This window comes from Bacillus pacificus, from assembly GCF_020861345.1.
GTDB lineage: Bacteria > Bacillota > Bacilli > Bacillales > Bacillaceae_G > Bacillus_A > Bacillus_A pacificus.
The window spans coordinates 2,114,290-2,134,478 of record NZ_CP086328.1; the positions used below are offsets into that span (position 1 = coordinate 2,114,290).

General features: G+C 34.6%; 15 protein-coding genes and 1 riboswitch. Of the genes, 12 read left to right on the plus strand and 3 right to left on the minus strand.

The genetic code is table 11. The features are described 5' to 3' along the window. Positions 1-18 precede the first annotated feature (18 nt). From LMD38_RS11065 to LMD38_RS11095, 7 genes are all read left to right on the plus strand, one after another. Positions 19-438, plus strand: a complete 420-nt coding sequence (locus tag LMD38_RS11065; protein ID WP_001048550.1) for a MarR family winged helix-turn-helix transcriptional regulator — start codon at positions 19-21, stop codon at positions 436-438. Between the two features lie 190 nt (positions 439-628). Next, the gene (locus LMD38_RS11070) at positions 629-1,012 is read left to right on the plus strand and encodes a DoxX family protein (RefSeq protein ID WP_061182548.1); all 384 of its coding nucleotides are present in this window, start codon (positions 629-631) and stop codon (positions 1,010-1,012) included. A gap of 174 nt (positions 1,013-1,186) precedes the next feature. After that, on the plus strand, positions 1,187-1,492 hold the full coding sequence (locus LMD38_RS11075; protein ID WP_000323770.1) for a monooxygenase: 306 nt from the start codon (positions 1,187-1,189) through the stop codon (positions 1,490-1,492). A 561-nt stretch (positions 1,493-2,053) separates the two neighbouring features. Continuing rightward, the gene (locus LMD38_RS11080) at positions 2,054-2,812 is read left to right on the plus strand and encodes a DUF975 family protein (protein ID WP_016717964.1); all 759 of its coding nucleotides are present in this window, start codon (positions 2,054-2,056) and stop codon (positions 2,810-2,812) included. Between the two features lie 741 nt (positions 2,813-3,553). Continuing rightward, entirely contained in the window at positions 3,554-6,370 is a 2,817-nt protein-coding gene (locus LMD38_RS11085) for an AAA domain-containing protein (protein ID WP_062821657.1), read from the plus strand. A gap of 1,179 nt (positions 6,371-7,549) precedes the next feature. Further along, positions 7,550-9,196 carry a group II intron reverse transcriptase/maturase gene (ltrA, locus tag LMD38_RS11090; RefSeq protein ID WP_001097732.1) on the plus strand — a complete coding sequence of 549 codons (1,647 nt, stop codon included), beginning with the start codon at positions 7,550-7,552 and terminating at the stop codon, positions 9,194-9,196. 211 nt (positions 9,197-9,407) lie between these two features. Further along, positions 9,408-9,644, plus strand: coding sequence for a hypothetical protein (locus LMD38_RS11095; RefSeq protein WP_016717961.1), 237 nt, complete (start codon positions 9,408-9,410; stop codon positions 9,642-9,644). A gap of 165 nt (positions 9,645-9,809) precedes the next feature. Here LMD38_RS11095 and LMD38_RS11100 read toward each other — a convergent pair whose 3' ends face one another. Both LMD38_RS11100 and LMD38_RS11105 read right to left on the minus strand, forming a co-directional pair. Next, complete coding sequence (locus LMD38_RS11100) at positions 9,810-10,037, minus strand: hypothetical protein (RefSeq protein ID WP_016717960.1); 228 nt, start codon at positions 10,035-10,037, stop codon at positions 9,810-9,812. 215 nt (positions 10,038-10,252) lie between these two features. After that, positions 10,253-10,567, minus strand: a complete 315-nt coding sequence (locus tag LMD38_RS11105; RefSeq protein WP_016717959.1) for a hypothetical protein — start codon at positions 10,565-10,567, stop codon at positions 10,253-10,255. 751 nt (positions 10,568-11,318) lie between these two features. On the opposite strand from LMD38_RS11105, the gene LMD38_RS11110 reads away from it, so the two are divergent. The 3 genes from LMD38_RS11110 (at position 11,319) to LMD38_RS11120 (ending at position 15,430) form a co-directional block, all read left to right on the plus strand. Further along, positions 11,319-14,699, plus strand: coding sequence for an S-layer homology domain-containing protein (locus tag LMD38_RS11110; protein WP_062821359.1), 3,381 nt, complete (start codon positions 11,319-11,321; stop codon positions 14,697-14,699). Positions 14,700-14,708: 9 nt separating this feature from the next. Then, positions 14,709-15,122, plus strand: a complete 414-nt coding sequence (locus tag LMD38_RS11115) for a CDI toxin immunity protein (RefSeq protein ID WP_061182640.1) — start codon at positions 14,709-14,711, stop codon at positions 15,120-15,122. 89 nt (positions 15,123-15,211) lie between these two features. Continuing rightward, the gene (locus tag LMD38_RS11120; RefSeq protein ID WP_016717956.1) at positions 15,212-15,430 is read left to right on the plus strand and encodes an alpha/beta-type small acid-soluble spore protein; all 219 of its coding nucleotides are present in this window, start codon (positions 15,212-15,214) and stop codon (positions 15,428-15,430) included. Between the two features lie 435 nt (positions 15,431-15,865). Here the strand turns inward: LMD38_RS11120 and LMD38_RS11125 are convergent, their stop codons facing one another. Beyond that, the gene (locus tag LMD38_RS11125; RefSeq protein ID WP_062821358.1) at positions 15,866-16,258 is read right to left on the minus strand and encodes a VOC family protein; all 393 of its coding nucleotides are present in this window, start codon (positions 16,256-16,258) and stop codon (positions 15,866-15,868) included. A gap of 111 nt (positions 16,259-16,369) precedes the next feature. On the opposite strand from LMD38_RS11125, the gene LMD38_RS11130 reads away from it, so the two are divergent. Further along, positions 16,370-18,679, plus strand: a complete 2,310-nt coding sequence (locus LMD38_RS11130; RefSeq protein WP_062821357.1) for an AAA domain-containing protein — start codon at positions 16,370-16,372, stop codon at positions 18,677-18,679. 75 nt (positions 18,680-18,754) lie between these two features. After that, positions 18,755-18,856, plus strand: a riboswitch (SAM riboswitch). Positions 18,857-18,944: 88 nt separating this feature from the next. Then, positions 18,945-20,150 carry a M20 family metallopeptidase gene (locus LMD38_RS11135; protein ID WP_062821356.1) on the plus strand — a complete coding sequence of 402 codons (1,206 nt, stop codon included), beginning with the start codon at positions 18,945-18,947 and terminating at the stop codon, positions 20,148-20,150. Positions 20,151-20,189: the final 39 nt, after the last annotated feature.

Genomic DNA, 20,189 nt, shown 5'->3' on the forward strand with positions numbered 1-20,189 from the left:
AATTTATAGAGGTGATATATGAACTTACATGATTTAATAGGCTATCTTGTTCATCGTACCGATGTGAAAATGACGAATTATTTTACGAAGAAATTAAAGCCTTTCGGAGTTACGCCAGAGCAGTGGGGGATTATTAGTGTTCTTTGTAGCCAAAGAGCCACTACTCAAAAAGAGTTAGCAGAAGCGATTGATAAAGATCAAACTACTGTCGTAAGAATGATACAGTCAATGGAGAGAAAAGGAATTGTAAAGAAGGCTTTGAATGACCAAGATCGGCGTTCACACAACCTGTTTTTAACTGAAAAAGGCGACGAGTTAAAGAAAACAATTTTGCCTGTCGTGACAGACGCTCACCATTTCGTTACGAGTAATTTGAGCGAAGAAGAGATTAAAGTATTACAATCATTATTAAACAAATTGTATGATACACGCTATTAATACTTGTTCCTTATTGATGCTATGCTATTCATAAGGAACAAACTTTGTTTTACGTATTATATATGCTATAGCATATAGTTTTGTTTTGGAGGAATAGGAAGATAGCTTTATTTTGTATGATATCTGATTCAGGTCACTTTTTTATCTAGTACCAGTCAAATTTTTGTATTATATATGCTATAGCATGTAAATGTATCAAATAAATAAGAAAGATGTGATTGCTATTTTAATATTAATCAATGTAGTAAAAGTTGTATTATTTCTGTTCTTTTTAATGACAGGTACGAAAATTATTTCTGGGAAAATGGCAGACGAGTTCAAGCGATTTGGTTTACCTTCGTTTTTTAATTTCTTAACTGGAGCTTTTGAGATTGTAGGAGCGATTGGAATGTTGATAGGAATTTGGATTCCAACAGTAGCTTTATTAGCAGGATTGTTGTTAGGTGGTACGATGCTTGCAGCTGCATTAACTCTTATTGTATTAGCAAGAGATCCCTTTAAGAAAGCAATACCTGCGCTTGTTTTGTTGGTTCTTAGTTTAGGGATAAGTTTGTATCATATTTTTAAAACATAACCTAAAGCAATTAAACTGTATGCGTTTAAGTTGCTATCATTTTGTAATTATTTTATAAAAGGGGTTTTGAAAATGTAGGTGAAATTTCAAATGAGTGCAGGAATAATAGCAGCACTCATTTAAGATATTATCTGCATTCGAATTGAAAAATATTGAAAATAGGAGTGAGCAAAGATGGCATATTTATTACAAGTTGATTTTCCGTTTGAAGGTCCTTTTGGTGAAGAAATGGAAAAAGGTTTTTGGGATTTAGCAAACAGTATTAACGAAGAAGAAGGATTCCACTGGAAAATATGGACAGAGAATCAAGAAACAAAAGAAGCTGGAGGCATCTATGTATTTGAAGAAAAACAAGATGCTGAAAAATACGCGGAAATGCACAAGAACAGACTTGAAGCAGCTGGTGTAAAAGATATTAGAGTGAAAATTTTTAACATCAATGAAAAGTTAACGGAACTGAATCGTGGGTATACGAAATAATTTTGAAAGTCGGAGCAAGCGTAAAAGGAGGGGGATAATTTTTACTGAAAGGCAAAAATGTTGAAGTTTAAGGCTAAATCTAGCTATGAAGACATGTTGTTAAACAATCATATGATAATAGAAGAGGAGTGGGGGATCCACTCCTTTTATCACGACAATTAGGGGTACCACTAGCATTTCGGAAACAGACAACGCTAAGCAAAAAATAAAATGAGTTTTTTGCTACAAGTTAGCACCAAATTTCGCTCTGGGGCATTTACCTTTCTTAACTTGATAGCAATGTGGTGCTACCCCCAATAGAAAAGACTACATGAAAATAAAAAATAAGTAAAAATGTGGAGAATTATTTGTCTAAAAATATAGAATTTTTAACAAGAATTCATAATTATGTTATATAATGATGTTAACAAACCATATTTTAGGCATTACCCCCGATTGTGTAGAATAAATAATTTTTCGAGGAGCTAAAGTATTTGGCTAAAAGAACTTGTAGCGGGGCCTGCTACAAGTTCTTTTATGTTTTTAGTAAAGCAAAATAAGAAAAAAGGAGGGAATACAAGAATGACAAGAAATTTTAAGAAAGCAGCACTTAACTCGTTAGATGGGAAATGGGGAGTAGGTATAGGAGTATCAGCTTTATTCTATTTTGTACCGACCTTAAGTGCATCAGCAATAGCCACTTTCATGTATTTAATATTTGCACTGTTTATCGGGATAATTGGCCCGGATGCATTATTTATTTATTCAATTGGTGGCGAACCACAAGTAGATCCAACAGCACTTGCTGTACTTATTTTAAGTTATATTGGTTTAGGTGGGGTTTGTTTTCTAATTTATAGTCTCATACAAGGTATCTTCAATTATGGATATTCTGTTTTTACTTTACACTTAGGGAAAAAAGAAGATGCTAAGGTAGACGATGTATTTTCGGGATTTAAAAAGAAGAATGTGTTTAAATCAATGAAATTGGGGCTGCTGCAAGCTATTTTTCTATTTTTATGGAGTCTCTTATTAATTGTTCCAGGTATTATTAAATATTTTTCTTATTCCATGTCGTATTACATATTAGTAGAGAATCCTGATTATACAGCAAGTGAAGCATTGAGAGAAAGTAAAAGAATAATGAAAGGACAAAAGCTAAAGTTATTTGTTCTTTGGTTATCATTTATAGGATGGTTTTTATTAGCCGCATTTATCGGAATGTTTACATTTAATCTATCATTTATTTTTATTTATCCTTATTACAACACAACTGTCTCACATTTTTACTTAGATTTAATTAAAAAGCAGGATATTGGAGAAGCGAAGGTAAGTATATAAATAGGGAAAAAGTATGTTTAAGGTGACAAATATACGTAGTTGAAAGTGGATATGTGTTTAAGAATATCCACTTTTTAATATTATATTAAAAGTCTTAAGCTACTGGTTATTGTGATTTGGGGAAGGATACCGCAAACGTGATTCCCCATGTCTTGATTGCCTGTATACCCTACACTCCGATTACAGTCCACCCATTACTTCGTAACATATTATTCTACCATTTTCACTTCCTTGTAACTTTGATATTTTCTATTTCCTTTTTTATTGTAACGAAAAAGGACTGCATACAACCCACAGTCCTTATCAAATCCCATTTTCTCTTATACAAATAGCAATGAGTTGCAGTGAAGAGGAATATTCCTAGAGAATATAAAAAAGAAAATCAATCTAGAAAGGCTATCTAGTTCGATTTTCTTTTATTGGATTTTTAATTAATGCATTTTTACTCTTAAAATAAAATTCTCAACGATTGGATTATTCTTTACTACCTCAAAATCGGGTCTAATCTTAAAGTCAAATCTTTTATTTTGTAAGAGAAAAAGCATTGCAACTTTTTTATAACAGTTAACCGTTATTTTAAATCCACAAAAAAGAGGTATTACCCCAACGCTATCAACCTAAGAAATCACGATAAATAAAGATGGCTCCTTACTGGAAATTTTTTGATTTAATCAGACTATATTTCAATAGGATATTTGGTATAATTTAGATAATATCTTATTTTATCAAAGGAGATTAATAATGAGTGGTTTAAAGAAAATTTTTTCTTTAATTTTTAATAGTAAAAAGAAAGAAATTAAAAATAGTGATTATAAGGAAGTATCCTCAAAAGTAATGAATTATTTCATTGAACTAGAACATTTTAACTTTATGAATTGTGATAAAGAATCATTAAGCCTTTTTAATTTAAAAAATTATTTTCATAGAGAACCTACTATTGATTACTTTGACTTTATAAGGCCTAATGGTTCACCTCAAAATTATATGCAAATATTTCTACAAAAAAAAAGAGAAAGTGCAAAAGGTAAGTATTTAATGGATGCAAAAGCATCTTTATTCTATTTACCTGTTGCAAAAGAAGAAGTGCTAAGATACTTTTCTAACGAATTTAATAAGAAAATTAGTTTTACTGATTTTCAAGGGTTTCCTAATAGTTTTCTTATTCATATTCAGTTAGATCATATGCTAAAACCAATAAAGGATAAAACGTTAGAATCTAGTGTGGTAGTTAGTCCTATAATTAAATATTTTCTTCGCCCTGGAAAAAGTTTAAAAGATTTAGAGTTGGATTTAATAAGTACAATAACGTCGGTAATTGAAAGTGAAAATTACAGTAAAATTAGTAATGACTTAGAGTTTAATGAGTCAGAAGGACACGTGGAACTGGCTAAGAGTATAAAGTTTATACATGTTAGATATAAAAATTGGTTAGAACTTTCTCGGAACATTCAAAGTATATTAAAATCATACATAAAACATAGCCACTTCGATAAAGAAGGAGTATTTCGATTTTCTAGTGATAAGGATTATGAGAAAAATATTCGACTTACATACAAAGAATATGTAGGAGTAAACAGTTTTTATATTGAAGATTTGGAGGAAGTAAAATATAACATTAAATATGAAAAGATAGGTAAAGCATTAAAAACATATCTTGCCTTAGATAACTGGGAAACATTAAAAAACTCAGGTGAAAGAGTAGACTTTTTTAATAATGAGAGTATTAACGAAATAAAAAGGATTTTACGAGATATTCCAATTACGAGATGGCCTTCAGGTTTTCCGCTAGGTTTAATGCAGCAGGTAGCTTTAAATCTTATTATTGCAAATTCAAAGGAAAAAGAGGGTTTTATTTTTTCTGTAAACGGTCCTCCTGGTACTGGTAAAACTACATTATTAAAAGATGTATTTGCAAATATTATTTTTGAAAAGGTAAAGTTTTTAAAGGAAACACAGGATTTATTTACAAAAATACAATTTTCTGAGGGGCAAGAGGATTATTATTATTATTTTCATTCAAAACTTAAAGAATATCGTATTTTAGTTACATCAAATAATAATGCTGCTGTTGAAAATATAAGTATGGATTTGCCTAAAGATGAGGAATTAATAAAAAACAATTACACTTATTTAGGATATAACAAGAATGAAAGTTGCTGGGGGAAAATATCAGCTGCAATGGGGAAATCAGCAAATATAAAAGAATATTTTCAAAATATTTCAGATGAACTTAATGATCTGTGTAATATACATGCTAGTGCTGAGTATTCCTTTGATAGTTTAGAAAAACAGATATCAAGTATGATTAAAACCGCGCAAGTAAACGATGACTTTGATGATATAGATGACGAAAAATGGCAATCATCACAAAAACAATTTGTTAATATTGATGGTGATAATAAAGAAGATCGAATTAATTGTGTTCGGAGTAAGCTATTCAAAACAATGATGGATGAATATTGTACTTTCCTAATTGAAAACCAGGAAAAAATAGAAAAAAATTTAACTTTAGCAAGGGCTTATTTTTTAGGTGGGAAAGAAAAAGCGAATCTTGATTCCCAAATTAATGAAAAGCAAAGGGATGACTTCATCCAAGCGATGTTTGATACTATATTCCTACTTACACCTATAATTTCTTCAACATTTGCTTCTGTTTCAAGGTTTTTAAGGGATTTGAAAACGGAAGATATTGGTTGGCTGTTTATTGATGAGGCAGGTCAAGCTACACCACAATCTGCAATTGGAGCCATTTGGCGTTCTAGAAATGTTGTAGTGGTAGGTGATCCATTACAAATACCTCCGGTTGTAACGTTGAGTGATGATCAGCTCAAATTAATAGCAAATGAAAGTGCTGGAATTACGAGTGAAAGCTCATTTTTCTATCATTTAACTAGAAGTGAAGTAAGTGTACAAGAATTTGCTGATCTTAATAACAAATTTGGCGGAACAATGAGTGACTCCAAAAATAACACAAAGTGGTTGGGCTCACCGCTTCGTGTACATAGACGTTGTGACAGCCCTATGTTTGAGATATGTAATAAAACAACATATCAAGACAAGATGTTACATGCGACTAAGAACAAAGATATGGTAGAGGATCCAATGTACATGAGTCAATGGTTTAATATTGGAGGGAAAACTACTGGTTCAGGAAATCACTATATTCCTGAGCAAGGAAAAAAAGCAATTGAGATTGCAAATAAATTTACACAAAACAACCCAGGGAAAGATTGCTACATTATTTCACCCTTTGTAAGTGTAGTTCAAAAGTTATTACAGTTAAACAAAAATTCAATAGCAAACAAAAAAATAGAAATTGGAACAGTTCATACTTTCCAAGGAAAAGAAGCCCCATTAGTTATTTTAGTTTTAGGCGTAGACGATCAGAGAACAGGACCTTTAGATTGGGCATCCAGCACTCCAAACTTATTAAACGTCGCTGCAAGTAGAGCAAAAAAATACTTTGTAGTAATTGGGAATTCAGATACTTGGGGGAAAAAGGAATATTTTGATACAGCTTTTAAATATTTATCGAAAGAAACTGTAAAGGTAGAATAAGAGTTGTATCTATTTTTCACATAGCAGGGTTACCGCCAGTATTTTGGAAAAAAACGCTAAGAGCATGCAAGATTTTATACAGTCATTCGGTTCATTCAGTAACAAATGCGAAACCTAAAACCGCGCCATAATAGGAATGCATAAAAAGATGAATAGCTTTATGGAAAATAAAAAAGGGATTACTTTTGTGAGTAAGGAATCCCCTTTTTGATTACTACTGATAATGTTGCGTTATGTTAACTTTACATGTATAGAATATACAGTTATAACTCAAGTCACTACTAGCCTTCTTCCAATGGTATAATAAGGAAAAGTAGACAGGGCGGTGTATCGATTGAGAATATTTCTATTTATAGTAGGACTTCTCTTAATTACATTCGGTTTTTTAACTCTTAGTTCTTTCAGCTTCCAAGGTAATGGTGGATCAGTAGCTGTGGCTGTGATGGCTGACCCTCCTGTATCCTATGGACTTTTGGGAGTTGGGATACTCCTGATAATAGGAGCTGTATTACTGAAGAGAAAGAAGAGACCTCACGTAAAATCATAAGTTACTTCCGACTTCGATAATTATGGTGCGACAAGAAGTCGCATTCCCACAGGGTAGCTTCTGCTACTAGATTAGATGCAAAGTCTATCTCCATCCGAAACTGCGGACTTGGTAACGGGCTCGTGGGTTGCATGAGGAAATGTGGAAACAGAGAGTCTGTACATGACTCGGAATACCGCTAGGAGAAGACAGGTACGGTGAACGAGAGTGAAGGCTCGTAAGCTTCGTAATCGTTAGCTTGGGATAATGTACAGCTCTACCCAGGTCTTGATAAGAGGAAAGGCATTCTCATAATACTGCCGCGTTGCATCCCGCAACTTATCCGGAGTAAAGAGTCCACCTAACCCTGTCGTATCTGTGGAATGTGAAACTTGGTAAGCCCTATGTCATCTGCGCAAGCAGTAGGATGACTGTAAAGTCAAACGATGTGGCAGAGGGTAAAGGATATAAGAGAAAGCAAAAGCCGCTAGCCGAAAGGAAACAGGAAAGCATAGAAATATGTATAACTGAGCGGATATTGTCGTCCTTACGGACAAACCCATGACAAGCCTGAAAGGGAGCCCACTTCTTATAGGTCTTCAACATGGAAATACATTTGTAAGTTATCTTCTGACGAATAGGAGCGTGCAGTTATGAACACCTCAGAACGAGCGTCGGCGCACGTCTCGTATACAAACTGGAAAGCAGTTCAGATGTATGTGACGAAGTTACGACAAAGAATTTACCGTGCCGAACAGTTACAGCAACAAAGAAAGGTAAGAAAACTTCAACGCTTACTCATGAGAAGCGAAGCAAACTTACTGTTATCAATTAGACGAGTAACACAGCAGAATAAAGGAAAGCGAACAGCAGGTGTTGATGAACATACAGCCTTGAGTCGCAGAGAAAGAAATCTTCTCTATGAGCAACTCAAAAAGTTAAATACGCTACAACACCGACCAAAACCAGCAAAACGTATATACATTGTGAAGAAAAACGGAAAATTGCGACCGTTGGGCATCCCAACTATAAAGGATAGGGTATATCAAAATATAGTGCGAAATGCCCTTGAACCACAGTGGGAAGCCAGATTTGAAGCTATTTCTTACGGGTTTCGTCCTAAGCGAAGTACCCATGATGCCATACGAAGCATTTTCAATAGAATCAACGGGGGCACAAAGAAGAAATGGATATTTGAAGGAGATTTTCAGGGCTGTTTTGATCATCTCAACCATGAGTGGATACTCAAACAAACTTCTTACTTCCCAGGAAGAAAACTATTGAAGCGATGGCTCAAGATGGGATACATGGAGCAAAGCTTTTTCGCGGAAACGCAAGAAGGTACTCCGCAAGGAGGAATTATCTCGCCACTTCTCGCTAACATTGCCCTTCATGGAATGGAAGAAACCTTGGGAATTACTTACAAGAAAAACTATAAAGCTAATGATAGTTATATTATGAATCCTGCTTGCAAATTTACCCTTATCCGTTACGCAGATGATTTTGTGGTCTTAACGGAGACAAAAGAACAAGCACTCTCTGTATATATGAGACTTCGTCCCTACTTAAAGGACAGGGGATTGGAATTAAGCCCTGAAAAGACGAAGGTTACACATATTGAGGAAGGATTTGAGTTCCTAGGATTCTTGATTCGGCAGTACCAAACTGAACAGGGGAATAAACTGTTCATCAAACCAAGTAAGGGCAGTAGACAGAAAGCGAAGAAGAAAATTGGAGATACTTTACGTGTCATGAGGGGTCAACCCATCGGAGAAATCATCCGAGTGCTTAATCCTATTATCAGAGGATACGGGCAATACTGGAAACATGTCGTTTCTAAGAAAATCTTTGGTACAATGGATAGCTATATCTATTGGAGAATCGGCAAACATCTTCGACAGCTCCATCCAAAGAAGTCGTGGAAATGGATATATGCAAGATATTACAGGCATCCACATCATGGTGGAAATGCTTGGACACCAACCTGCCCGAAAACAAATATCCAACTCTTACATATGTCATGGATTAAGATTGAGAGACACAACATGGTGAAATTCAAAAATAGTCCTGATGACCCAACATTGAAAGAATACTGGGAAAAAAGAGACCGTAAGGTATTTGATACGGAAAACACGATGGATAGAATGAAGCTGGCTAGAAAACAAGGTTACCGCTGCGCTATCTGCAAAACTCCACTACAAAACGGGGAAAAGGTAGTCGTAAAAGACATGCCTGTTCCGCAACACCTCATATTGTCTAATTTAAACTTAAAATTAGTTCACTTACCTTGCCTATACTAAAGGGACTGAAATCGGATAAAAAGAAGGCTTGAGCCGTATGATGGGAAACTGTCACGTACGGTTCTGAGGGGAGTTGGGGGCAGCGATGCCCCCCGCTTACCCGACTAAATGAGCACAGTCTAAATGGATAGTTTATTTTATTTTTTGCTTAGTGTTTTTTTCTAAATTGCTGGTGGTACCTTGGCTTATAAAAATGTTAGGAGTGAAATTCATGTATTGTAAAAAAGATAGAGATTTTCCACCAATGAAGTTCCAATTAGGCGAAAAAGTTTCATTTAAATTCGGAAATAAGATGCTCATTGGAACAATTGACATTAGAGATTTTGGCGGCTCGATTGAACACGACTATCATTCTTATGATATTCTTGTCAAAGAAGAAAACATGCTATACAAACACATTCCAGAGCGTGATGTTTTCAAATTTACACATTCGGAAAATATCCACTAGGACAATGGATACTATAAATGGAGTTACAGAAATAAAAGGTGTTTTCACATATAGAAAACACCTTTTCAGTCTACAACTATTTTTTAATAGATTAATACTTTTTTCTATAGTCTAAAACATTTTTTAAATCAAACATTAGAATTATAACTTAACTCTGTATTTTTATTAGGAACAGCAAAATGTTGCTTTTCTAAGAGAGCTTATTGGAATATAAACTTTATCGTTTTCAATTTTGTATTCAATATCATTCTCTTTTAGTATTTCAGTGTTAACAGTATGTATACTATCGCCCCATCTAACGAATTCTTCATTTTGATTTTTTTGATAAAAATAATATGCTATTAACATGCTGAAAATTAATAAGCATAAAAGAACAGTAGATTTCTTTTTCAAATTTATCCCCCCTAATTGATTTAAATTATAACATTGTTTGTTAAATTAAACTGCCAGTTAGTGGAAGGAGGGAAACTGACATAATAACATTTTGATTCAACTTTTTTATAAATGGTACGGCTATATTTCAATTTTACATTAAGGAATACCAACGTAAAAACGCGGTTTTTATACGCTAAGATATTTTTATAAGTAAAAACCCTAACATAAAAAAATTATTTTCTACGCCTTCTCTTTGCATTTTTTTGCCGATTTGTTTGACTATATCTTTTTATAGGAGTGCTTTTATTTTTCTTATAATCGGGTAACTTGAGTATAAGAACAGAAATCGCAGTAAAAATGCAAAATATAAGTATTGCAATGATCCAAAGGTTAATGTCATATTCATATAACTTACTAAAATACTTTTTGTGATTAGTAATATAGCTTACATTACTGTCAATTGCTTCAAGGGTGTAGGGAATAACCCAAACGTAACCAATTATCATAACAAATGTTCCAAGTAGGAAACTGAGTATATGTTTTATCATGTTCTGTTCTCCTTTAAGTATGATTAGTATATAGAGTTTTTCTGCAAAGATTGACATTAACATTCCTATTCCGTTGATAGTGCATATGGTGATTTCGTGGAAATGAGTATGGAATTTGAATACTAGAAAAAGCGTAGAAAGATTCAATTTCTACGCTTTTTCTCCTTAATAAATAATTATCGTTGTTCTAAATCTCTTATATAAGATTTTACAGCTTGTAATAAGAATTCTACCTGTCCCATAATTTCAATTGTATTTTTGATAAGTGTTATTGAGAGTCTCTAAGACTAATAATATCAAGGAAAGGGATTACTTCTCAATAGGGTACACTCTATCGAGAATATAAATATGCAATTATGCATATTTATATTTTTTTATTTTAATACAAACGAAATCTAATATATAATTAAAAGGTTTTTTATGAATTAAAAAGGTGACGCGAGTATGAAGAAAATCATAGGACTTATATTATCATTATTTTAATTATTTTCTATCTATGCCCTAATGCTTACAGAGGAAGTCGAAGTTTTAAATCAAATAGGCCGCGTCAAAGAGAAAGGGGATTGGCATCATAATGCGGATTTTACACTAAGGGATTTTTAAATTAAAAAAATTGGTTTTACTATATATTAAGAAGGTTCCATAAACGGGCTACTACATTTAAAAAATGAAACATCTTATGAATTAATTATTGTTTAGACAGAATCACTTATTTTACAATTATATTTTTAACAATTGAATAGGAGCTATTATGAATACAATTAAGAAAATATTTTTAAGTTTTATGGTATGTATTTTGTTATTCAGTACAGTAGGAACAGCGTATGCAGAACAAAATGGTCAAGTGAATTCATTATCTTTTATTGACGTTCCTAAAACCCATTGGGCGTATAAAGAAATGATGTATATGGCGGAAAATAAGATTATAACGGGATACGGAAATGGGTATTTCGGTGCAGCCGATCCTATTACCCGCGAACATCTCGCTGCTTTCTTGTATCGATATTTAAAACCGCAAGATAGTACAAATAATCCATTTGTTGATATTGGCGACAGCAATTTCAAAAAAGAAATTTTATCTCTTACAGCACGTGGTATTTTCAGTGTAAATGCTGAAAAAAAATTCAATCCGAAAAATAATATGACACGTGCCGAAATGGCAACTGTGCTTGTCAAAACATTTGATTTAAAACCGCAAGGAAATGTTGAATTTACTGATATGAAAGGTCACTGGGCCAACGAATATGTCAAAATATTAGCCGGTAACAACATAACAAGTGGTACAGGTGACGGTAATTTTAATCCCAATGGCATTGTTACTAGAGAGCAATTTTCTATGTTCTTATATAGGACGATTATGAAAGTAACAGATATGCAAAATGATGAATCAGTTGGCTGGGTGAAGGAGAAAGAGAATTGGTACTATTACAACAAAGATGGTAGTAAGCAAACAGATAACATTACGTTAGATGGAATAGAGTACTCCTTTTTTAAAGATGGAAGGCTATTCCAAGGGAGTAAGCAGGTAGGGAAAGATACTTTATATTATAGTGAACCTGGTAAACTAAAGACTGGATGGAGTTTCTCTGCAACTTCATGGAGCTATTTAAAAGATGGGAAGTATGTGACAGGAATATTTACCTATCAAGGAAAACCATTTGAAATTAATAAGTACGGAGATATGGAAAAGGGATGGATTACTCTACGTTCTGCTGTTAAAAGAATCTATCCAAAGCCAGAAACCAAATTTCTATTGAAATCTAAACCTGTAAAGGATGGAGATGTTTTAGAAGTCATCTCAAAACAAGGCTTATGGTACCAGGTCAAATATCAAGGGGAAATCGGATATGTCCGGATACTAGAGTCAGTTATAATTGGTGAATCACCAGTTCGTTCATGGGATGTAACAAAAGAAGCAATGAATCTGTCTCATTTTATGATAACTGAGTATCATAAAGATCCAGAAAAATACTTCCCAAAAAATATTGAAAAGAAATTTGATAAACAATTAGATAGTGATTTAACGCTTCTTGCGAATGGATTACAATGGATTGATCAATTAAAAGAAGCACTCTATTTAGACAATAAACAAGGATGGGTACAAGAAGAAGGAAAATGGACGTATTATAAAAAAGATGGGCAAAGAATAACAGGTTTTCAATCGATTGATGGAAAACGTTATTATTTTGGTACTGATGGTTTTATGCAAACTGGATGGGTACATACAAATGGATACGATTATTATTTGGGAACCGATGGAGTAGTACAAACTGGAATCCAACATATTGACGGGAAAATCTATTACTTTGGCCCGTTAGGTCATGTGCAATCAGGATTTACACATGTTGATGGGAAACCGTATTATTTTGATGCTTCTCATGAATCAAGAAATGGTTGGATGAAGCAAGAATTTAATTGGTATTTACTACAGCCCTCAGGTGCATTACAAACAGGAGATTTTACATATAAAGACAAGAAATTCTCTTTTAATCAAGACGGAGAATTGATTAAAGGGTGGGTTACATTAGAATCCCTTGTTAAAAAAGTATATCCGGAGCCAGACTTAAAAAAAGCATTACGTGCAAAAAGTGTGAATAAGGGTGAAGTGATAGAAGTAGTGGGGAAAGTCGGTTCTTGGTATGAGGTTAATTACCAAGGTGAAAAAGGATATGTGCGTATTCATGATGCTATTATCTTTGATCAGGAGGCTAAAAGTCCACTTACTCTGCTTGATGGAAAAGTAAAGATATTTGAAGGTGTATTAAATTACTTAAAAAACGATGAAACATACATAAATAATACGATAAAAATTTTAGAAGAAGAACAACAACATTGGGTAGATCAGGCAGAAAACTTAGAGAATCTTTCCAGAGACATTAATGATGCAAAGCAAGATGTACAGTATAAAATACAAGTGATGAAAGAATCACATGATAAATTGCAAGAACTAGTGAATGCAATGAAGGGTGATATAAAAAATCTAACAGTTACACAAAGAAAAGAACTAGTAAAATTACTTGGGGCTGACGGAAAAGAGTTATTGGATTTTGGTGTAGAAACATACAGTTTTATACTTCAGTACTATGAATCACTTATTGAAGCATATGTTGGATATTATCAAGCATTAGATGTGGTTGCGGCCAAAGCCATTGAATGTCAAAATGAGATTAATAAAGACATTCATCAAATCACATTGAATATGCAAGAGTTATCAAAGGGATTATCTGGTGCTATTACAGACTTAGGACCAGTCGTAAATAGCTCTATTCGCTTGAAACATTCAATAGAAGAGGCGAAGCCTGGAATGGAGGAACTTGTACAGGTAACAAGAAAAAACGTTCCAGTCATTGCGCAAGATTTACAAGTGTTAGATGAGAAAATCCCAGGATTCTTCACAGATTTTAATATGGGAATAGATCTTGCAAATATCTTTATGGACTCGGCTAATAAAATAGCAAGTCATAAAGTTGATGTATCTGCTGCAGCTAGAAATATTGGTAATATTGATTTAAGTAGTGCACTGTATGATTTGGGTGGAGATCCATCTCGCATTTATAATCGTGCAAATGATGGAGATTTATCATTCGTATTGGGTATTACACCAATAATTGGTACAGGAAAAGAAATTGGACAACTTATCAAAGGTGAAGACTTAGTAACAGGTCAAAAATACAGTCCTGACGATTATGCATGGGGCACCTTGGCCGTCGTATCTGGTGGTACAACACGAGTTGTTGGTAAAGTTGTAGGGAAGATTGGCGATCTTGAAAAGAAAGGAAAGGCACTAGAAGCAGCTGCTAAAGGTGGTCGTTCAGGAGAGATTGTTCTTGATAAGGTTCAAACATATGAACAAGCAAGAAATAAAGCAATGAGCTTATTGGGGGATTTTGGGGCAGATTCACAACCATTTATAGGAACAATGGAAAAAAGCGCTGGTTATGGTAAAATTGTTGGCAGAGAGACAGCTGATCATAAAGCAAGATGGCGATTAGATTATGACCCTAGTAAAGGGATGCATATCAATGTAGAAGATTTTAGAAATGGAAAAAAAGATAAAGCAATTAAATATGCAATTCCTTTTGAAGGAGACGAAGAAACCTTTAAATCATTATTAAAATATCTAAATAAATGAGGTAATAAAATGGCAACATTGTTGGAAGAGTGTATTGAAGCATTAGGTGAAGACATTGAAATTTTAGAGAATACTCAAGGAAAAATGGTAGTAAAAAGTTTTGAAAATGCATTCCCTATTACACAATGGGGGAGAGTAGATTGGTCCAACATTGAAAACTATGGTGATTTATATAATGAGGATGAAATAAAATTATATCTACAGAACTGTTTTGGAACATACTCTCAGACCGTATATATTATTTGGGATAATGCCAGAGTACCAGTAATTAAAACAAATTTACATCAAGTTTTAAAAGTAATATATGATGTTACAGCTGTTAGTTTTGACACGTGGATATATTCACCAGATATGGGGTTTGTTATTGAGTATCATCATGATGGTGATATACGTATTGGAGACGTGAAAAATATTATTAAATGAATAGATAAACGATAGAAGAAAATATTTTACTTACGTATAAATATCATAATTAAGCACAGGTTATATACAAATATAGTGGAGGTGCAATTATGAATATTCAAAGACACGAAAGTAATACAAATCAAATTCTTATTTCAGCTGCAGCAAGTGCTATTGAGCAAATGAAGTATGAAATTGTCCGTGAATTAGGAGTCACACTAGGGCCTGATACATCGTCACGTGCAAATGGATCTGTCGGTGGAGAAATTACAAAACGTTTAGTTCGAATGGCTGAAGAGCAGTTAACAGGACAATATAGATTACACTAAGTTAAAATAACAAAAGGAAAAAGGGTCCATAAAATGGATCTTATTTCCTTTTGTTTACACAAAATCTGAAAACTAGTTTTTATAACTTAAGAACGACCTTTCAGATTAATTTATTAGAAGTTTTATTCAATAAGGTAATACGATAAGGGCTAAATTTAAAATAATTCATTACAAGTAGATTAAGAGCTGTTTAACATATTATTATTATATTTTGTTATTTTTTACTAGTTTATTAAAAACTTATAATTAGTGAAGTCATCTTTTTAATTAACCATTGATATTGATCGATAAATAGGGGGTCTCCATTTCCTACACGGTTGCCTTTAGAAAAAAGAAACAACCTCTACTATGATTGATGTTGTATGAGCTTAGCTTGATAGCGATGTGGCGCTACCCCATTAAGAAAAGAAATAGGAGAGAAGAGAGAACAACCTATTATCTCTCCGTCTCAAAAAACTCAATCCATTCTCCATCAGGACCAGCGAAGAATATGTAACGTGTTCCATCTGGTAATGTTTCAATTTCCTCTCCTAGTAGGAAGGTTACGCCGTGTTTTTGTATTCTTTCAATTTCGTCCTCTAATGAATCCACTTTAAAGCAAATGTGATGTACTTTTCCTTCTGCCGGAAGGGAAGAGTTATAGCCCTCAATTAATTCGAGTATCGTCTCTTTTGATTCTTCCACACCTAAAAAAGCGAGTTTTAAGTCTGGATTCGGGTGTCCCATGCGTTTAATGAGTTGTAAGCCAACTACTTCTTCATAAAATACGATAGATGTTTCTAGGTTTGCAACCATAAGTCCAACGTGTTCGATTCTTCTAACTGGCATGTAGATTCCTTCTTTCTGAAAATTATATACAATATATTATTGAAAATTAAGAAAATAAGCAAGATAAAAACCTTACAAATTTTAGCGTGTTATATGGTATAGTGAGAAAGTATGTTTGGGGAGAAGGAAGGAGATTATACGATGAATACAACTACTCAAACTCCTTCATTATCGGAAACGATGAAAGAGTGGCATTATGCATTAGCATATGAAATTAAACATTGGAAAACGATAGGTGGTAGTAAAATTTCTATCATGAATGGTCGTTTTTTATATACAGATTATGAAAGTACAGTATACGTATTTCAGCTTATTTCGGAAGTAAGCTTACCTGAAGGTTCACCAATTCGAATTGAGTTCGATGGTGAAGAAGCGACAGGGGAAGTATTATCTGTACATGGATTAGAAATAGAACTGAAGTTAAATGATTATATACAAGGTGAAATACGGGAAGCTGTTTTATATAGTGAACCGTGGCAGCTTTTAGAGCAACTACAAGAGCGGTTGAAAGAAGCACGTAAAGATAAGCTAAAACGTAATCGTATAAAGCGTATTGTTGATGGGACGAGCAGTCCGAAACATATGGAGAAGATGAAAAATCCGAAAAATGAATTGGCGTATCGCGCTTTTTATAATCCGACAACGTACGTATGGGGACCGCCTGGAACAGGGAAGTCTTACAATTTATCACGTATTATTTCGGCTCATTATCAAAAAGGAAAGTCGGTACTTGTGTTAGCTCATAGTAATGCAGCAGTGGACGTATTAATGAGTGAAGTAACAAAGCAAATTGAAAAGAAAAAGAAATGGACGCCTGGTGAAATTGTTCGTTACGGTTATAGTCAACACGAACATATACGAAATCATGAAACGTTACTTGCGTCGAAGTTAGTTGAAACGACGAACGGGTCTTGGGGTGAGGAGAGACTCTATTTAGAAGAGACACGACAAGAGCTTCGTGAAAAGATTTTATCATATAAAGCGACATCTGCTGATAAGAAGCGTATACAAGAGATTGAAAGTGATCTTCGAAAGCAAAAAGCGAAAATTAAAGAGGTAGAAAAAGAATACATTGAAAATGCGAAAGTAATCGGCGCAACTTTATCGAAATGTGCCATTGATTCACTTATTTATGAGCGTACATTTGATTTAGTTGTTGTAGATGAAGTAAGTATGGCATATGTTCCACAAATCGCATTAGCTGCATCACTTGGAAAACGTATCGTCGTTTGTGGTGACTTTTTACAGTTACCTCCAATTGCGATGGCGAACCATGAACTCGTTCGAAAATGGCTTGGAGAAGATATGTTTTACCATGCCGGGATTGTTGAGTCTGTTAATAAATCAGAAGCACACCCGAACCTATTTATGCTGCAGGAACAAAGACGTATGCATGCGGATATATCTAAGTTTACAAACTCATTCATTTATAAAAATAGAGTATACGATCATCCGTCTGTTTCAGAGCGTAAAGAACTTGCGCAATTGCAGCCGTTCGCAAATGAGGCGAGTGTTTTATTTGATACGAGCTTAATGGGAGCATTTTCGTTAAAAGACGCTGCTTCAGGGTCTCGTTTTAATATTATGTCTGGTTTAGTAGCGATGCAAATGATGTTAATCGGACTGTTAGACGGTGTTCAATCGATCGGTGTTGTTACACCTTACAGGGCGCAATCCCGCTTTTTATCAACGTGTATGAGAGAAATGTTGCAAAAAACGAAGTATCGTCACATACCTGTTTTAGCGGCAACGGTTCATAAGTTCCAAGGTTCTGAAAGAGATATGATGATATTTGATACAGTGGATAGCTATCCGCAAGAACGACCTGGCGTATTATTCTTTGATCACAAAAACCATCGCCTCGTCAATGTAGCAGTGACAAGAGCGAGAGGGAAGTTCATTCAATTATCAGATTGCCATTATATGCGTAAAAATCTTTCTAGAAAACAAGCGTTATCACAATTAACAGCTCATATAGAACGCCACGGAGATGTGTATGATCGCACGACATCAAGACAATTGTGGGAGCGAAAAATATCGAAACGATTACGTTGGTTTATGGAAATGAATCTGGAAGAGCCGAAAGAGCTATTAAAAGATATTTTAGCTGCAAAACGAAAAATCGTGATTTCACTTCCAAGTACAAAACAAGTGGATAAACGAGTATGGCAAGCGTTAATGCGTACAAATGCGCAAATAACGGTGTATAGTGATGGACCAGTTCCATTGAAAAATGTAAAGTTACAAAGACAAAATAAAGCATTCCCGTTTATCGTAATCGATGATGAAATCTTTTGGGCAGGGGCGCCCCTCACATCTCAAATGATGTTTGAAGGCAGTACGGAATTTCCATACGTATGTGCAAGACTGCAAGCACCTGAGACAATTGGTGTATTAAAAGGGTTTTTAGATATCCGGTAAATTCGGATAGGAATTCCTTGACTTTTATTTGAAATGAACTTAGAATGAATGTAATTTAATATAATTTTATGAAAATTCTTATCACGAGAGGTGGAGGGACTGGCCCTATGAAACCTCGGCAGCGGATTCGTTATGAATACTGTGCCAATTCCAGCAAGGTAACTTGAAAGATAAGAAAGAAGCTCATTTTGACTGTATATACAGAAGCCTCTTTCTATCTTTTAGAAAGAGGCTTTTTTACGTGAAAATAAAAGGAGGAAGAAAAATGGGAGCGACAGGAGTAGCGTCACAAAGAAAAACAATTGAAGAGAGTATCGAAAGAAATAAGGAAAAGTACATAGAAACAAGTCATGATATTCATGCGAATCCGGAGATTGGTAATCAAGAATTTTACGCATCTAGAACGTTAAGTTTATTACTAGGTAGTGCAGGATTTCAGTTGCAGCACAATATAGCTGGACACGAAACGGGATTTATCGCGCGAAAAAGCTCTGGAAAACAAGGGCCAGCAATCGCATTTTTAGCGGAGTACGACGCTTTACCAGGACTTGGCCATGCATGTGGTCACAATTTAATCGGCACAATTAGTGTTGCAGCAGCAATTGCATTATCAGAAACGCTTGAAGAAATTGGGGGAGAAGTTGTCGTGTTTGGAACACCAGCTGAAGAAGGAGGACCGAACGGTAGCGCAAAATCGAGTTATGTAAAGGCGGGTTTATTTAAAAACATTGATGCGGCGCTTATGATTCATCCGAGCGGAAAAACAGCAACAACGAGTCCTTCACTAGCAGTCGATCCACTTGATTTTCATTTTTACGGAAAAACAGCTCATGCTGCAGCTTCACCTGAAGAAGGAATTAACGCATTAGATGCGGTGATTCAGCTGTACAACAGTATTAACGCACTTCGCCAACAACTTCCGTCAGATGTGAAGATTCATGGTGTTATTACAGAAGGCGGAAAAGCACCTAACATTATTCCTGACTACGCCGCAGCAAGATTCTTCATCCGTGCAGCGACGCGAAAAAGATGTGCGGAAGTAACAGAAAAAGTAAAAAATATTGCTCAGGGAGCAGCGTTAGCAACAGGCGCAAAAGTGAAAATCCATCAATTCCAAAATGAAATCGATGAACTACTCGTAACAAAAACATTTAATGAAGTCGTAGCCGAAGAACTAGAATTACAAGGTGAAGACGTAAATCGGAAAGAAAGATTTGGCATCGGCTCAACAGATGCAGGAAATGTAAGCCAAGTCGTACCGACCATTCATCCGTACATTAAAATCGGCCCAGATGATTTAATTGCACATACGAATGAATTTAGAGAAGCAGCGCGTTCAGAATTAGGAGACAAAGCATTAATTACATCGGCAAAAGCGTTAGCAAATACGGCGTATCGATTAATTACGGAAGAAGGGCTGTTAGAGAAGGTGAAGGAAGAGTTTAGAGGGGCGCAGAGGAATCAGGGATAAGTGGTTAAAGGGAGTGGATGATCCACTCCCTTTTCTTTT

Excerpts from the sequence above, each read along its gene's own strand:
- LMD38_RS11065 (WP_001048550.1), top strand. The coding sequence starts at position 19 with ATGAACTTACATGATTTAATAGGCTATCTTGTTCATCGTACCGATGTG.
- LMD38_RS11070 (WP_061182548.1), top strand. The coding sequence starts at position 629 with ATGTATCAAATAAATAAGAAAGATGTGATTGCTATTTTAATATTAATC.
- LMD38_RS11075 (WP_000323770.1), top strand. The coding sequence starts at position 1,187 with ATGGCATATTTATTACAAGTTGATTTTCCGTTTGAAGGTCCTTTTGGT.
- LMD38_RS11080 (WP_016717964.1), top strand. The coding sequence starts at position 2,054 with ATGACAAGAAATTTTAAGAAAGCAGCACTTAACTCGTTAGATGGGAAA.
- LMD38_RS11085 (WP_062821657.1), top strand. The coding sequence starts at position 3,554 with ATGAGTGGTTTAAAGAAAATTTTTTCTTTAATTTTTAATAGTAAAAAG.
- ltrA (WP_001097732.1), top strand. The coding sequence starts at position 7,550 with ATGAACACCTCAGAACGAGCGTCGGCGCACGTCTCGTATACAAACTGG.
- LMD38_RS11095 (WP_016717961.1), top strand. The coding sequence starts at position 9,408 with ATGTATTGTAAAAAAGATAGAGATTTTCCACCAATGAAGTTCCAATTA.
- LMD38_RS11105 (WP_016717959.1), bottom strand. The coding sequence starts at position 10,567 with ATGATAAAACATATACTCAGTTTCCTACTTGGAACATTTGTTATGATA.
- LMD38_RS11110 (WP_062821359.1), top strand. The coding sequence starts at position 11,319 with ATGAATACAATTAAGAAAATATTTTTAAGTTTTATGGTATGTATTTTG.
- LMD38_RS11115 (WP_061182640.1), top strand. The coding sequence starts at position 14,709 with ATGGCAACATTGTTGGAAGAGTGTATTGAAGCATTAGGTGAAGACATT.
- LMD38_RS11120 (WP_016717956.1), top strand. The coding sequence starts at position 15,212 with ATGAATATTCAAAGACACGAAAGTAATACAAATCAAATTCTTATTTCA.
- LMD38_RS11125 (WP_062821358.1), bottom strand. The coding sequence starts at position 16,258 with ATGCCAGTTAGAAGAATCGAACACGTTGGACTTATGGTTGCAAACCTA.
- LMD38_RS11130 (WP_062821357.1), top strand. The coding sequence starts at position 16,370 with ATGTTTGGGGAGAAGGAAGGAGATTATACGATGAATACAACTACTCAA.
- LMD38_RS11135 (WP_062821356.1), top strand. The coding sequence starts at position 18,945 with ATGGGAGCGACAGGAGTAGCGTCACAAAGAAAAACAATTGAAGAGAGT.